Below are 15,289 nucleotides of genomic sequence, written 5' to 3'. Positions count from 1 at the left end.
GCGAGGGACGGCTGAAATTGGGTGGGATTGGGCGTTGGCGTGAACCGATAGGGCGGTTGCAGTTCACGTCAAATCGCAGACATGGACCTCACGTCTTCGCTGAAATCACGCGCAAGTAGCAATATTCCTTCAGGCCTTCGGCGCCATACTGCACGCCAAAGCCCGAGTCCTTGTTACCGCCGAACGGCACGCTCGGATTTACGACCAAGTGCTGGTTGATCCAAACGGTCCCGGCCTCCATCCGATGAGCGACCGCGTCCAGCTCGGCCGGGTCGCGGCCCCAAACCGATCCCCCAAGCCCGTAGTCTGTGGAATTGGCGATCGCGAGCGCCTCATCGATGGTGCTGTATTTGATCAGCGATCTCAGAGGACCGAAGTTCTCGAGCTTCACGTAGTCGGCGTGGGGTGAGGGGTTGTCGAGGATCGTGACTGGAAAGAAGTTGCCTTTCCCTTCAATCTCCTCGCCGCGATATAGAACAGCGACGCCATCCTTTTGAATGGCCGCCCAAGTCGCCTGAAGCCGCAGAAGCTGCGCCCGATTTTGGATGGGCCCGATCGTGGTGGCGGGATCGAATCCATCTCCCATGACTTGCTCGCCGGCAAATTTCGAGAGGGCCGCGGCGACTTCGTCGTAGCGGCTTTCATGCACCAACAGCCGCTTGATCGTGATGCAACCCTGACCGTTTACCAAGAACATGCCCCAGAAAATGGGAGCGATCACCGCATCAACGTCGACGTCCGGCAGCACGATCCCGGCGTCATTGCCGCCCAACTCGAGGGTCAGGTGCTTCAGCGTCTGGGAGGCTGACTCGAAAACCCGCCGGCCGGTCTGAGTGGAGCCCGTGAACGAGATCTTGTCGGCTTCGGGGTGGGACGTCATCCAGGGGCCGACATTGTCGCCTCCAGTCACCACGTTCAGTATGCCGGCGGGGAGAATGTCCCGCACCAGTTCCGCGACGCGCAACACGGTCAGCGGTGTGTAGAAAGACGGCTTCAGGACGACTGTGTTGCCCGCGATCAGGGCGGGAACGACCTTGTCGTACGACAGAAGTAACGGGAGATTCCAGGGACTGATGGCCACGACGACGCCGAGGGGCGCATAGTGCCGGGTGACCCGGCCAACGCCCGGCTGGGTGGCTTCCACGTCGGGAAGGCTTTGCGCGAGAACGCCCGGCGCGAAGTCATCCAAAACAGCCGCGACTTCCCACAAGGCCAGGCTTCTCGGGCGCCCTCCCTCGGCCATGAGGAGGGTGACGAGCTCTTCACGATGCGCTTTGACATTCTCGAACGCCTTCTCGAGGATCGATCGTCGCGCCTCCCAGGTCAATTTGCTCCACGAGGAAAAGGCTCGGCGGGCGGCCGCGAACGCTGCATCCATTCCGTCGCGCTCAATGTCCGGCACTTTGGCGAGCAGCTCACCGGTGGCGGGATCAAGAACATCCAGGTTATTGCGAGCACCGACACTCTTTCCGTCGATCAGGTTTGTAAAAATGCCGCGGACGCCGGCGGCGGCGAGAGCACTCTCGCGAAGCGCTGACACGGAGTCAGCCGGAACGGATTGTTCGACCATAGGCCGGTTTCCTTCAAATAAAAGCCAGGACTCGGCAAACTCTAGGCAATAGACCTAGAAGTCGCGATCGAGGTCGGGGAAGAACTCGGTAAGCAAATTGCCGATGTACTCTGTGAGGTTCGGGAGGCTTCGGGCGTAGTCGGTTAGCCTGGGATGCATCTCGCGGAGCTGATAGACCAGGATGGTCATTCCGAAGACGACGGCGTCAAAAGACGTCGGCCGGTCGGTGCCGAGAAGATATCGATTTTCGCCCAGAATTTCGGCGACGGCCGCGAGATCCTTCGACGCCTTGTCCACGATTTCGTCGGGCGTATAACGCGCGATGCCCTGCTTGTAGGTGCGGTCTTCCATGTCGTCCCGCAGCCCCTGAAGGCCGGGGCCCATTCCGCCGAAGGCATGCTCGAAGAACCAGTCCGAACCTTCTTGATCATAGAACTCGTAGATCAGCGCGATCCAATAGAGATGGTCCTCCAGCGTACGCTGGACGAGGTGGCCGACAGCGCGCTGATGGTCGCTCAAACCGGCGTCGGGATCTGGAAAGGCGGTCTTCAGAAAGCCGATGACCAGGTCGGAATCGGCGACTTTCATGCCATCGACCGTGATGAAAGGCACCTTTCCACGCGGCGCGTTGCCAACACCCTGTTCGGCGACGGGTTCGAAGGGGATTCCTTGGAAACGAAGATGAGCTGTCAGCTTCGCAGAAAAAGGCGACAGCGTGGGGACCCTGCGCGCGACGTCGGGATCGAAAATGCCGAAGCGGTGCAGAGTCATGACAGTCGACGGTCCAAAATGGACCTTGTCGTACGGGTTCACATAGACGGCGACCTTCTTCATCACGGGCGTCCTTCATCTCGATTCACGCTCACAGCCTGAGCAGACCAGACCGAAGGCAGCGGCTCCGCCCGTCGTTTCTGGTGCACGTGGGATATCGCGCATTGTCGAGATGATGATAATCGGATGAATGTCGACAGGACTTTTCGGGATTTGCGAGCAATGTCGCTAAAGCGGCACCGGAAAGGTCAGTCCGCGACCAGATTCTTCGCCAGGAAATCGATGAACGTTCGCACACGCTGACTAGTGACGCTGCCTGCGGTGACAGCGTACAGATTGGCGTTGGAAGTCACGAACGTGTCGAGAGCGGTGACAAGTGCGCCAGAGGCAAGCTCCTTACGGATATCCAAATCGTTTCGCATGATGACGCCGTGGCCGTCGAGCGCCCATTGGCGAAGAACACCGCCATCGCTGGCAACGCGATTGCCCGCAACACGAACCGTAACCGGTCGTCCCTCAACGGTGAAAGACCACGAAGAAAAGGTCGATCTAGGGCGCGGGTGGACGAGGCAATTGTGCGCGGCCAGGTCATCTGGGTGATTGGGGGCAGCATGGTTTGCCCAATAGGATGGCGCGGCGCACACTACGCGGCGCCCTCGAAGTATCAGTCGAGCCTTGAGAGCCGAATCCGCCAAGGGACCATTGCGGAGTGCTAGGTCAATGTCCTGCTCCACGAGATCGACGACTCCATCGGACAAGTGCAGCGCAATTTGTACGGCGGGGTGTAAGTCAAGAAAGCGATCGATCAGCGGCGCTACTTCGGTCCGGCCAAAATATTGCGTGGCCGTCATCCGGATTGGGCCGCGCAAGGGTCCATCCTGAACCCCGGCGATGGATGCGTCCCAGTCTGCCAAGAGCTTTCTAGCATCGGCAAGAAAACGTCGCCCTTCGAACGTGAAGCTCAATCTGCGGGTCGATCGCGTGATCAGACTAACCCGCGCCTGCTCTTCCAACTGCTGAAGCGCGACCGTGACCGTTGAGGTCGAAACAGACACTTGACGGGCGGCGGCTGAAAAGCTGCCGGTCTCAGCCACAGCTACGTACAGGCGGAGGGCTTCCAGGGTGTCCATTTCTCGCAAATCCCGAAAGGTCCAATCGAGAATAGCCTAATTATCGTCCAGACAAATACAACCGATATTGGCTTCAACAAGCAGGAGAAGCCCATGTCCACCTCATCGACCATAGCCAACAGCAGTGCCCCCTCTGCCAACCACACGATCATCCGTGTTGGCCTGATCGGCGTCGGAAACTGGGCTTTGAACGGCCCCGCTCGCGTGCTCAGCCTTCTGCCGCAATATGAAATGGCGGCTGTCTACAGCCAGCGTCACGACGCGGCGCTGTCTGCAGCGGACACCTTCGGTATCAGGCATGTCGTCGGATCGATCGATGAATTGGTTTTCCATCCAGACGTCGACATCGTCCTCGTGCTCACGACAGGTCCGCAGCACGAGGAAGCGGTACGCGCAGCGATCGCTGCGGGGAAGACCGTGTACTGCGAATGGCCCTTGACGCCGGACTCGAAGACCTCGGCTGAACTGGTCGACCTTGCGGCAAAAGCTGGTGTGCAAACCATTCTCGGCACCCAACGCCGGTTCGCTCCAGGGCTGCGCTATCTGAAGGATCTTCTCGGCGACGGCTACGTCGGTCGTGTGCGCTCGGTCAGGATGCATGTGACGGTGAGCAGTTTCGGCAAGAATCGCAACAAGGCAATTCGTTGGAGCGCCTTCCCCGAAAATTTCATGGGCGTTACCTCGATTTTCGGCGCGCACTTGATGGACCCGCTCTTCTCGATCGTAGGCCGTCCGACTGAAATCTCAGCCGTTTCTGTCAACCAGTGGCCAGAAATCACAATCATCGAAACGGGCGAGGAGATCAGCACGAAGGTTCCGGATCAATTGCTGCTGCAAGGCATCCTCGCAAGCGGAGCCGTGTTCGCCGTTCATATTGAGGGCGGGAAACATCATGGCACCGGCGTTCAGATCGATATCACGGGTGATGATGGTGATTTGCAGATCACCAACACCTCGGCGTTCGGGGGCGTGGGCGAAGAATATAAATTATTCGGTGCCCGCGTAGCGGACAGCAAAATGGCGCCACTCGGAGTGCCCGCATCGTACTACTGGTTGCCACCCTCTGATCTTCCTAGCGGCGTGCTGGAGCTCGCCGATCTCTTCGAGGTTCATGCCCGCGATCTCGCAAGCGGCTCGCGAACCGTGCCCAGCTTCGAGGACGCCCTCTTCATGCAACAGCTGCTTGAACAGGCAGCGGTCTCGTCAGCCAGCGGACATCGCATCAAGCTTTAGACGCTGCCGCAGCCGGTCCTTCCGGCCGCGACCATCCTCCACCAACTGCCAAGTAACATTCACGCCGCTCTGCGAGCAGGCGAACGATGATCACTGGCGCTTTGAAAGGCGAAATGCCATGCCAACCACCGCGAGAGTCGCCCGTATTCACGAATATGGTCCTCCCGAAGTCCTGAGATTCGAGGACATCGTCGTGGGCGAGCCGGGCGACGATGAAGCATTGATCCGCAACACCGTCATAGGTCTCAACTTCGTCGACGTTTATTATCGCAGAGGTACTCTTCCGGTCCCTGCCTTTCCAGCGATCATCGGCGACGAGGCCGCCGGGGTAGTCGAAGCCGTTGGCAAAAACGTCAAAAACGTCAGCGTGGGTGACCGCGTCGTCTATGGCGATACCGCATTTGGCGCCTACGCTACGGCCCGCTTGCATCCCGCTGACCGGCTTGTCCGCATTCCGGCAGGTGTTTCTGACGACCAAGCAGCTAGTGCCTTTCTAAAGGGGCTCACCGCTCGCTATCTGCTCAAAGAGGTGCTCGAGCTCCGACCCGGTGACACCGTTCTGTATCATGCAGCAGCGGGCGGTGTTGGCCAGATTTTCGTTCAATGGGCAAAAGCACTTGGCCTAAAGGTGATCGGCACAGTGTCTAGCGACGCTAAGGTGAAGGTTGCACGTCATGCCGGCTGCGACCACGTCATCAATTATTCCTCCGAAGACTTCGTCGCCGAAGCGCTTGCATTCACCGCAGGCGATGGCGTGGCAGCTGTTTTCGACTCCGTCGGGGCGGACACGTTCCGTGGGTCGCTGGCAGTTCTCAGGCCGCGCGGAACGCTTGTGCAATTCGGGAAGGCGTCTGGGTTCCCGGAACCGTTGGACCCATTCGAGTTGGCACCACGCGCGCTTTATCTGACGTGGCCCATTCTCCCTCACTATACGTCCACTGCAGAAGATCTGGCGGTCGCCGCAGCCGACCTATTCGACGCAATCGCGACGGGAATTCTCAAGGTCGATCCGAGCAATCTTTATCCGTTTAGCCAGCTAATCGAAGCTCACCATGATCTCGAAGAGCGCCGAACCACAGGCGCGGCGGTGCTGCGTGTGACCGCTGCCGATCTCCCTTGATCAAATTTCGTGCGCTGCAATGTCCGAAGACGCCCAGACCCCGATCCACGAAACAATGCCCAACTAAAGGAAAATTGCGATGAATACTTCTGTGATTGAAGCGATCGAGCGCCAGAAAACCACCAACCTTTACGATGCGTCGAAAAGCATTCCCGACGATCAAGTTCGTGAGCTGGTGCGCCTGGCGACATTCTCTCCGACCGCGTTCCACCTGCAAAATTGGCGCTTTATAGCGGTGCGGTCGCCGGAAGCCAAAGCAAGGCTGCGGGCGGTTGCGGCTGATCAGCCCAAGGTTACCGAAGCTGCCGTCACTTTCATCGTGGTCGGTGAACTGGCCGTGGCTGATGTGATGGCTGATCGACTGGCGGGCTCGGTTGCGGCAGGTTTCATGCCTGTCGAGATGGTGCCGGGCTGGGAGGCCGCAGCAAAATCGCTTTACTTCGGGAAGCCTCAGATCCAGCGCGATGAGGCAATTCGATCGGCGACCTTTGGCGCAAGCGGACTGATTCGCGCAGCGCAGGCGATGGGTCTGGGAACTACGCCGATGATCGGGTTTGATCCGGTCGGCGTGTCACGTGAGTTTAGTCTCAGCGATAATGAGGTGCCGGCACTCCTCGTTGCCGTCGGCTATCCAACGGAGGCGAATTGGCCGCAGAAGCCGCGTCGGCCGATTTCGGACGTACTCGCGTTTGCGTAACTCCTCTAACCAGCGCCGGTCGCGTTTCACACCAGCCTGGTCGAACTCTCGGGAGATCGGTTGTGTGGTGAAGGCGGCCGGCCAGTCGCGCACGAGCGTCAGGAGCGCATCCATCGCTGCGACCGACAACCGACAAATACGTGATGGCAATTGTACGACCTTTAAATCGGTTCTGCTCATCCAGACCCTGCCCGACGTTCAACTATCTGGCTTCGAACGCGGAAGTTGAAGGCTCTTAAACTAAAGCGGTCTCGAGGTCCGTTGAGGGTCACTAGCTGCCTTGGTGCGGGACTTGGTGATGCCGGCTTTTGCCTCCACAGCGGACATGTCGTTCGCACGTCGAATGTTATGGAACGGTGACGTCTGCTTGCTCCCAAAGGCGGATATCCAACGACGTCCGCTAAAGGCGGAAATTCCATGCCGTTCCGAACCGCTCGATCGCAATTTGAGTTTTAGGATAACCGTCCTAAGCGTCAATCAGCATCATCTGCAGAATGCGCGAAAGATCGATCCAGTGCTGGCCTTGTCGTTGGTCGCGAGTTTCAAAATCATTGCGGCAACTCCCGTGGTTGCGCCAAATGGTAGCCGCCGGCCCTACGTAGTTATTGTGCCCTGAGTAGAATATGGTTTCGCGAAGGTCTTGTACGCCCCGCACCCGGGCTTACTTACCGGTGGTCAGCACTCGCTAGCCTCGACTGCTATTTAGTCCAAGCAACAACAATCAGAAAATAGGAGGACAGCATGAAATTCCGTCCGCTTCACGACCGCGTCGTGGTCAAGCGTATCGACGCCGAAGAGAAGACCACTGGCGGCATCATCATTCCGGACACTGCCAAGGAAAAGCCCTCGCAGGGCGAAATCACCGCCGTCGGTCCGGGTGGCCGCGACGAAGCCGGCAAGCTGATCCCGATTGACCTCAAGGTTGGCGACCGCGTGTTGTTCGGCAAGTGGTCGGGCACCGAGGTCAAGCTCGATGGTCAGGAACTGCTGATCATGAAGGAAAGCGACATTATGGGCGTTCTCACCGATCTGCCCGCCGCTAAGAAGAAAGCCGCGTAAGCGCGCCAGTCACTTTACCTCATCCTGAGGAGCCGGCACAGCCGGCGTCTCGAAGGATGCGGCCCGCAGGTTCAAATCTCATCCCCGAAGAACCCGCCTATTTCAGCGGCATGGGATCGATTGAAAACGGAGACCACTATGTCAGCCAAAGAAGTCAAATTCGGCGTCGATGCCCGCGACAGGATGTTGCGCGGCGTTGAAATTCTCAACAATGCAGTAAAAGTGACGCTCGGCCCCAAGGGCCGCAACGTCGTGCTCGACAAGTCGTTCGGCGCCCCCCGCATCACCAAGGACGGCGTCACTGTCGCCAAGGAAATCGAGCTTGACGACAAGTTCGAGAACATGGGCGCCCAGATGGTGCGCGAAGTCGCCTCCAAGTCGGCCGATGCCGCCGGCGACGGCACCACCACCGCGACGGTTCTCGCCGCTGCGATCGTGCGCGAAGGCGCCAAGGCGGTTGCCGCCGGCATGAACCCGATGGATCTGAAGCGCGGTATCGACCTTGCGGTGGAAGCCGTGGTCGCCGACCTCGTCAAGAACTCCAAGAAGGTCACCTCGAACGAGGAAATCGCCCAGGTCGGCACCATTTCGGCCAACGGCGATGCCGAGATCGGCAAGTTCCTCTCTGACGCCATGAAGAAGGTCGGCAATGAGGGCGTGATCACGGTCGAGGAAGCCAAGTCGCTCGAAACCGAACTCGAGGTCGTCGAAGGCATGCAGTTCGACCGCGGCTACATCTCACCCTACTTCGTCACCAACGCCGACAAGATGCGCGTTGAAATGGAAGATGCCTACGTCCTCATCAGTGAAAAGAAGTTGTCTCAGTTAAATGAATTGCTTCCCTTACTGGAAGCCGTGGCGCAGAGCGGTAAGCCGCTTGTGATTATCGCGGAAGACGTCGAAGGCGAAGCCCTCGCCACCCTGGTCGTCAACCGTCTGCGTGGCGGCCTGAAGGTCGCGGCCGTCAAGGCTCCGGGCTTCGGCGATCGCCGCAAGGCCATGCTGCAGGACATCGCGATCCTGACCGGCGGCCAGGCGGTCTCGGAAGATCTCGGCATCAAGCTCGAGAACGTCACCCTCAACATGCTTGGCCGCGCCAAGAAGGTGATGATCGACAAGGAAAACACCACGATCGTCAATGGCGCCGGCAAGAAGGTCGACATCGAGGCGCGCGTGAACCAGATCAAGGCGCAGATTGAGGAAACCACCTCGGACTACGACCGTGAGAAGCTCCAGGAGCGTCTAGCCAAGCTCGCCGGCGGCGTCGCGGTGATCCGCGTCGGTGGCGCGACCGAGGTCGAGGTGAAGGAGCGCAAGGATCGCGTGGATGACGCGATGCATGCGACCCGTGCGGCTGTGGAAGAAGGCATCGTTCCGGGCGGCGGTGTCGCTCTGCTGCGTGCTTCCGAGCACCTGAAGGGCATTCGCACCAAGAACGACGACCAGAAGACCGGCGTCGAGATCGTGCGCAAAGCACTATCCTATCCGGCCCGCCAGATCGCGATCAACGCGGGCGAGGACGGCTCCGTCATCGTCGGCAAGATCCTCGAAAAGGATCAGTATTCGTTCGGCTTCGACAGCCAGACTGGCGAATACGTCAACCTGATCTCCAAGGGCATCATTGACCCGACCAAGGTGGTCCGTGTGGCAATCCAGAACGCGGCTTCGGTTGCGGCTCTCCTGATCACCACCGAAGCCATGGTGGCCGAAGTTCCGAAGAAAAACGCCGGTGCCGGAGGCATGCCTCAGGGCGGCGGCGGAATGGGCGGTATGGGCGGTATGGATTTCTAAGCCAACCGTTCGCCGCCCAACAATAGGAACGGCTCGGCAAAAGCCGGGCCTTTTTTCGCAGTCGCGAGCTAGACCCAAGACGCGATCAGGCTCGATGTCGGTTCTGGGTCCAAAAGCCGACATGGCGACGTGACCACGGGATCTCCGCTTTACCCCGCGAAGCGGACTTGCCTACTCGATCACTCGTCGGCGCGGGACGCGCGGTCGCACTCCGGTTGCCACTCCGAGCGGAGGTCGACGCTTAGATTGTGCTGGGCCAGGAGACCAGCCATCAGCAGCTCATTTTCCGTCGAGAAAAGCGCGGACCTTACTCACTGTCTGTGCCGGCTGTTCTTCCATGATCAGTGCCCGGAGCCTGTGACGATACCGCCTTCGACGTTCGTCCCCACTTCGCACAGGATCGCAGTCTGCTGATCGCTAAAGGACTTTTCGGCGCCAAGTGCAAGGATCGGTATAATCAGCTTCTTCTCGGCAAAACTCCTATTGGCCCATCGCGGACTTGCCCGGCGCAACTTTTTCAAAGTAATGCGTTCCGGCACCAGGCTTCGGCAGCTTGATCAGCCGCCTCCCACTCGCGCGCATGAAGCGATTGAGGCCGATCAAGGCTGAGCGAGAGCTGGCGTATCGATGTCACAGCCTGGACACGAGCAGAGTCCAAGTCTTGAAACGATTTCAAGTCACGCAAAAGCTCGTTGATCAACTTGGACGCCACATCCTCTTCTGCCAAGCGAGCTTCGCGCAGTACCAGCTTTGCGTAACGAGCCTCCACATATTCGCTCATTGAAACCTCCCCGTGCAAAACGTCGTCATCGCGACGCCTGGAAAATCTGCTCAGCCAACTCTTCACCAAATGAGCTTCGACTAGGGAACATCTGGCACGATCGAAGGCGAACCGTGATCCGCTTCGTCGAATCGACGGAGAAGCGTGCGCAGGCGAGCGGACACGGCTGATGGTTCCCGTTTTAGCAAAATGCGCAGCCTGTCTCCTATTTCGTCACGGATTGCCTGATTGTGCTTTGGTTCGAGGTCCATAGCTCACACTCGCTAGCCTTGCCCCTTCAACGGCAACAACCGCTTGACCTCGTCTTCTCGCTTTGCAGAGAATTCATGGCTGACTAGCAATTTCTGCGTGCCTACAAGATAGGCACCAATCTCGGGCCAAAGTTCCAAAGCCCGGCGCGAGGCTTGCGGAATCTGGCCTTCCTGCGGCGAAGAAATCGGGGCGGCCCCGCGGCCAACTTTCCCGGCGTGAGGAATCGGCGCCGCCATTTCTCGCAGTGGTGATCGAAAAATTGTGTAAGAAATTTTTGCGATTGGACCAGCGTCAGGAACGTGCAACTACATTGCGTCGGCGACGCTACTATCGCTAGGAACCCCCATGACTGATCGAGAAAAGATTTTGACCGCCCTTCGCGAAAAGCCCCTGAAAGCTTTCGAGATCATGAAACGCGTAAACATAAAGAATCAGGAGGACTGCCAGTCGCTGCTATTGAAGATGCGGGACGAGGGGGCAGTGAAGTTCGATATTCACAAGGGGCATTGGCTCGCTGCGTGACGGTTACAACTTCAGACCGATACAGAACTTTGGATATCTCTGTTTAATGAGAGGTTCTCCTTCTCGACGCCGTCGGCGTTCACTCCTTCGCCTTCAGCTGCCCTTCATTTTCGGCAATAAACGCACGAATCTCATTGGACATGTTCAGAAGTTTCAACCATTGCTCTTTATATAAGGTCACCGGAAAGCGTCCCATTCCGTAAACTGAGACCGCTCCCTTTTCACTTACCTTCATGCGGATGCCGTCGGAAGCTCCCTTTTTGAGCGCGGCGTTTTCGTTGCGGAGACGTTCGAGCTCAGCCTTCATGTCTTCGTCGGACATAGCGTTTCCTTTTCGCTAACATACGTCGATTGCTCGGCGACTGCGAGCTTCGCCGGTCACGACGGTCGCGTTGCCTTTGCGGTGCCAAACGGCAGCGTCCCGATATAGCATATTGGGACCGGAAACGTGAGGTGACGCCATGACTCCAGAGGAAGCCCTACGAAATATCCTAAGTCTTGCGGACGGATCGGACGAAATGGAAGACGTTCATGCCCTGCAACTACTTTTGCAAAGTATCAAGACATTAGCCGAGAAGGGTTTAGGCCGGGCTCAGTGAGTTCGTGATGAGAACGCACTTAGATCGCCCGACAAACCCGTCAACCAGCGGTCGGTCCGTCGTTTCCGTTCTTGGGGTACAACGTGCGCCCACGGCATCGTTGCTCGCGTGGAATAATTGGCTTTAGGTCGCCAAGCGGAGGTTGCCGCAGCGAGAACGTCGGTAATAATTACTCACGTGAAATCTGCGGGACGCGCTCCCGGCGAGGGACTTCGGTAATTGGCCAGCGCCGCTTTGTGCGCGCACCCGATTCAGCGCTCCTTGACCCGCTACAAATCGCCGGCAATCCCGGAACGCTAGTTGCTTGCATGAAAACGGGAGGCGGATGAAAGGGCTTGCGAGTTGGTGACGTCCCAGTCCGGTCATTAGCTGACGTAGCGTTGGGAGCTGAGTAAAGTCGGCTCTCGCCACAACAGCGGAAATGGGTACGCTCATCGAATGTTATGGAACGGCGACGTCTGCTTTACGCTCAAAAGCGGACGTCATCGGACGGGCCGGACGGGTCCGTAAAGCCCATGAACGGAAGTGATCAACCTATTCGATCACCTCGTCGGCGCGGGCAAGCAGCAATTCCGGCACGGCGAGTCCGAGCGCCTTAGCGGCTCTGAGATTGAGGGTCAGCTCAATTTTCGTGGACTGCACGACGGGCAGATCGGCCGCGCGTTCGCCCTTCAGTATCCGGCCGGCATAGACCCCGGCGTTGCGGTGCGCCTCCGCCACGCTGCCGCCGTAGCTCGCTAGGCCGCCTGCCGCGGCGAACGCGCGACTCTGGTGGATGGTGGGCATCGCGTAGCGGATCGCCAGTGTAGCCAAGCGGCGGCTCTGGCTAAGGAACAGGGCGTCGTTGCCGATCACGAGGGCTCCGGCTCCGAGCCGGGCCAAGGCCGCGAAATCCGGCTCAAACTCGCTTTCGCTACTGGCGCGGAGGACATGTATCTGCAGACCGTAACTGCGCGCGGCTGCCTCGCCGTCTCTCGACTGGGCATCGGCAAGCTTCGGATTGGTCGGGTTGACGAGCAGGCCGACAATGCGCGCGCCCGGAACCAGTTCCTGCAGCAGCTCCAGCCGTTTCGGTCCGACTTCGACGCGCCGTAGCAAACGGCATCTCTATTCGATCACCTTGTCGGCGCGTCCAAGCAGTGAGGGCGGCACGGCGAGACCGAGCGCCTTGGCGGTCTTGAGGTTGACGGTAAGCTCGGACTTCGTCGGACCTGCACCCACCTGGGTTGCCTTACGAAAGCCACCGACTACAGGCTTCCAGATAGGAAGGGTTCCGCGTCAGAGGTGCAGTAATGATCCGCGCTACGGTACTCCGTGCACTTGTGCTGATGGCGGCCTTTGCCGCGGGGTTGACGCCGGTCACGTGCCTTGGCGAAAACAGCAATCGGTTGCCGACTAAGGCAACAAAGGAGCTACCGCCCGAGTTGCTCTCGCTGCTCCGACAAAAGAAGATGCCAAAATATTCACCTATCGTTGTGCGCGTTTTCAAGGAAGAGGCGGAGCTCGAAGTCTGGAAACAGGACACCACCGGCCTTTTCCAGATCCTCAAGATCTATCCGATCTGTCGGTGGTCGGGCGATCTTGGGCCGAAGTTGCAGGAGGGCGACCGGCAGGCTCCAGAGGGATTCTATACAATTACACCCGAGTTGATGAATCCCAACTCCAACTTCTATCTTGCAATCAACGTCGGCTACCCCAACAACTTCGACAAAGCGAACAAGCGCGACGGCAGCTTGCTCATGATCCACGGCGACTGCTCGTCGAGCGGTTGCTATGCCATGACCGACGAACAGATAAGCGAGATCTACTCGCTAGCGCGCGACTCGTTCCTCGGCGGCCGGCCGTCATTTCAGGTCCAGGCCTATCCGTTCCGCTTGACGCCGACGAATCTGGCGCGGCATCGAAGTAGTCCGAACTTGGCCTTCTGGAAAATGCTCAAGATCGGCAACGATCACTTCGAGACGACGCATCTCGAACCTAAGGTGGATGTATGCAATCGTCTCTATGTATTCGATGCGCAACCTCCTCCAAATTCGCCGAATCCTCTTGTGTTCAATCCCACCGATAAATGCCCCGCCTTTGTCGTGAATCCGCAAATCGCGCGGCGGGCGCTGGAGAAACAACGCACCGACGAGCTTGAATACGCGCAATTGCTTCAAGACAACGTGCCAGCCGCGCCAATCTACAGCGGACTGGACGGCGGAATGAACCCGGCTTTCCTCGCACAGTTTCCGGGCAGAGTGACGCTTTCGAAAGTGCTGCCGTGGGGGGGACCTTATTTCCCGCAACTGCCGCCGATTCCCTGGGTCGACAACGATGGTTCGTTGACGAGTAAATGGTTCGGCACTTCGTTCTCTAAACCGACTGCGTGTGATCTGGCTCGTGCCAGCTTCTTATCGAGCGCCCTGGTAGGATATCGGTGCTAAACTGCTGGGTTTGCTTCACGGGTGAACCGATTGGAATGTGTGAGCGTCATGACCGTCAGCGGACGTCAAGGGATGGGGCTCGCTGGGGCGGTCTTCCCCGTTCAGCTTCCAACGATCTATTCCGTCAAATGATCTGCTTTGCCGCGATGAAGGCGGGCTTCGCAATTGAACGGCTACACCCGTTAAGGGCCTTGAGCGGACAAACGGCCGGTCCTTTGGCTGCTGCATAAATCTAGCCGCTGGTATCAGGCCGAAGCGTCAAACATCCGCGATGGGTCGATCGCGTCGGTTTGACGCTCCGAGCGCTACTTCCGGTCAAAAGCCCTTGCGGGCCAATCTCTTGAGGATGGTGGGCGCACCAGGGCTCGAACCTGGGACCCGCTGATTAAGAGTCAGCTGCTCTACCAACTGAGCTATGCGCCCGGAACTTCAAAGTAGTCCGGAAAGGGCCACCGCAAGAGGGCGTCGTTTAGCAAAGCGACCTTACGATGTCCAGCAAGCCTGTGGGCATTTTCGGCCCTCCTGCGCGGCGCGTAACTGCCGGAAAATCCACCGGATTCGGGCAATTCCCCGCGAGAGGCGGCGCGCGGGCCTCCGCCGGCCGCTCCGTTCGCGAAAAAGCCGCCGGGATTTCCGGCGGCTTGACGCAGATAAGGATGCCGATCGACGAAAATCGGATGCGGTCAGAGCCGCCCGGAATCCGGGCCGCGGTCGCCGTCACGATCGCCGCCCATCATGCCGCGCTGGAAGCGGCCGCGCCAGCCTCCGCCTTCACGGTTCCAGTGGGTGAGCATCGCGAGACGGCGCTTCTGGCCGTCGTCCAAAGTCTTGTAGAGCGGATCGGCCGCATCGGCGATCTTCTTCAGGGCGGTGGCGGTCGCAGCCATCCGGTCGGCGCGGTTGCGCAGACGCGTCACCGGATCGGGCTGCTGCAGATCGGCGCCATTGGCGGCGGCTTCGGCGGCCTCGCGCGCCTTGGCGCGATCGATCCTGATCTTGACGAGATCGCGCACCGCGCTCTCGACCGGCGGCCACAGCTTTTCCTGGTCCGCGCTCAGCTTCAATCCGGCATGTACCGCCGCGATCTTGGCGTCAGCCATCGCCGCGCGATCCTCGGCGCTCATCCGGGTATGCCCCATCATGTGATCATGAAACCAGCTATGCTGGGCATAGACCGCCGTGGTGGCAGCGATGGCGAGCGCGGCAACGCCGGCGATAGCAAACTTCCTCATGTCAACCTCCCTCGGTGGAGTGGATTTGACATTCGCTACCCACCTAGCCGCGGGTCCGACAGGCGAATGTCAAATCCCAAACTCCACCAGAACGTTAAATTTGCTA

13 protein-coding genes and 1 tRNA gene are annotated in these 15,289 nt (G+C 58.9%); 6 read left to right on the top strand and 8 right to left on the bottom strand.

Annotated elements, in window-relative coordinates; genetic code table 11:
* Positions 1 to 88 precede the first annotated feature (88 nt).
* The 3 genes from BUA38_RS21295 to BUA38_RS21285 all read right to left on the bottom strand — a co-directional run bounded on the left by BUA38_RS21295 (position 89) and on the right by BUA38_RS21285 (position 3,471).
* The gene (locus tag BUA38_RS21295; RefSeq protein ID WP_072820933.1) at positions 89 to 1,570 is read right to left on the bottom strand and encodes an aldehyde dehydrogenase family protein; all 1,482 of its coding nucleotides are present in this window, start codon (positions 1,568 to 1,570) and stop codon (positions 89 to 91) included.
* A gap of 54 nt (positions 1,571 to 1,624) precedes the next feature.
* On the bottom strand, positions 1,625 to 2,404 hold the full coding sequence (locus tag BUA38_RS21290) for a glutathione S-transferase family protein (RefSeq protein WP_072820931.1): 780 nt from the start codon (positions 2,402 to 2,404) through the stop codon (positions 1,625 to 1,627).
* Positions 2,405 to 2,589: 185 nt separating this feature from the next.
* A complete protein-coding gene (locus tag BUA38_RS21285; RefSeq protein ID WP_072820929.1) occupies positions 2,590 to 3,471 on the bottom strand; it encodes a LysR family transcriptional regulator in 882 nt (293 codons plus the stop codon).
* 93 nt (positions 3,472 to 3,564) lie between these two features.
* On the opposite strand from BUA38_RS21285, the gene BUA38_RS21280 reads away from it, so the two are divergent.
* The 5 genes from BUA38_RS21280 (at position 3,565) to groL (ending at position 9,371) form a co-directional block, all read left to right on the top strand.
* Positions 3,565 to 4,704 (top strand): Gfo/Idh/MocA family protein, encoded by a 1,140-nt coding sequence (locus BUA38_RS21280; protein ID WP_072820927.1) that lies wholly within the window; start codon positions 3,565 to 3,567, stop codon positions 4,702 to 4,704.
* A 118-nt stretch (positions 4,705 to 4,822) separates the two neighbouring features.
* Positions 4,823 to 5,824, top strand: coding sequence for a quinone oxidoreductase family protein (locus BUA38_RS21275; protein ID WP_072820925.1), 1,002 nt, complete (start codon positions 4,823 to 4,825; stop codon positions 5,822 to 5,824).
* 79 nt (positions 5,825 to 5,903) lie between these two features.
* Positions 5,904 to 6,521: a nitroreductase family protein gene (locus BUA38_RS21270; protein WP_072820923.1), complete on the top strand. Its 618-nt coding sequence runs from the start codon at positions 5,904 to 5,906 to the stop codon at positions 6,519 to 6,521.
* A 741-nt stretch (positions 6,522 to 7,262) separates the two neighbouring features.
* Positions 7,263 to 7,580, top strand: coding sequence for a co-chaperone GroES (locus BUA38_RS21265; RefSeq protein WP_072819647.1), 318 nt, complete (start codon positions 7,263 to 7,265; stop codon positions 7,578 to 7,580).
* A 138-nt stretch (positions 7,581 to 7,718) separates the two neighbouring features.
* On the top strand, positions 7,719 to 9,371 hold the full coding sequence (gene groL, locus BUA38_RS21260) for a chaperonin GroEL (protein ID WP_072820921.1): 1,653 nt from the start codon (positions 7,719 to 7,721) through the stop codon (positions 9,369 to 9,371).
* Between the two features lie 517 nt (positions 9,372 to 9,888).
* On the opposite strand, the gene BUA38_RS21250 is transcribed toward groL, so the two are convergent.
* The 3 genes from BUA38_RS21250 to BUA38_RS21235 all read right to left on the bottom strand — a co-directional run bounded on the left by BUA38_RS21250 (position 9,889) and on the right by BUA38_RS21235 (position 12,623).
* Positions 9,889 to 10,152 (bottom strand): hypothetical protein, encoded by a 264-nt coding sequence (locus BUA38_RS21250; RefSeq protein WP_156898614.1) that lies wholly within the window; start codon positions 10,150 to 10,152, stop codon positions 9,889 to 9,891.
* Between the two features lie 853 nt (positions 10,153 to 11,005).
* Positions 11,006 to 11,248 (bottom strand): hypothetical protein, encoded by a 243-nt coding sequence (locus BUA38_RS21240; protein WP_072820913.1) that lies wholly within the window; start codon positions 11,246 to 11,248, stop codon positions 11,006 to 11,008.
* Positions 11,249 to 12,059: 811 nt separating this feature from the next.
* A complete protein-coding gene (locus BUA38_RS21235) occupies positions 12,060 to 12,623 on the bottom strand; it encodes an ABC transporter substrate binding protein (RefSeq protein WP_072820911.1) in 564 nt (187 codons plus the stop codon).
* 194 nt (positions 12,624 to 12,817) lie between these two features.
* Here BUA38_RS21235 and BUA38_RS21230 point away from each other — a divergent pair, with 194 nt between their 5' ends.
* Positions 12,818 to 13,951 carry a L,D-transpeptidase family protein gene (locus BUA38_RS21230; protein WP_072820910.1) on the top strand — a complete coding sequence of 378 codons (1,134 nt, stop codon included), beginning with the start codon at positions 12,818 to 12,820 and terminating at the stop codon, positions 13,949 to 13,951.
* A 347-nt stretch (positions 13,952 to 14,298) separates the two neighbouring features.
* Here the strand turns inward: BUA38_RS21230 and BUA38_RS21225 are convergent.
* A tRNA-Lys gene (locus BUA38_RS21225) sits at positions 14,299 to 14,374 on the bottom strand.
* 260 nt (positions 14,375 to 14,634) lie between these two features.
* Positions 14,635 to 15,183 carry a Spy/CpxP family protein refolding chaperone gene (locus BUA38_RS21220; protein WP_072820908.1) on the bottom strand — a complete coding sequence of 183 codons (549 nt, stop codon included), beginning with the start codon at positions 15,181 to 15,183 and terminating at the stop codon, positions 14,635 to 14,637.
* Positions 15,184 to 15,289: the final 106 nt, after the last annotated feature.

Origin of the sequence: Bradyrhizobium erythrophlei (assembly GCF_900142985.1) — a bacterium.
GTDB classification, from domain to species: domain Bacteria; phylum Pseudomonadota; class Alphaproteobacteria; order Rhizobiales; family Xanthobacteraceae; genus Bradyrhizobium; species Bradyrhizobium erythrophlei_B.
Note: the sequence above shows the minus strand (reverse complement) of the source record. Positions and strands in the feature narration are given on the sequence as shown.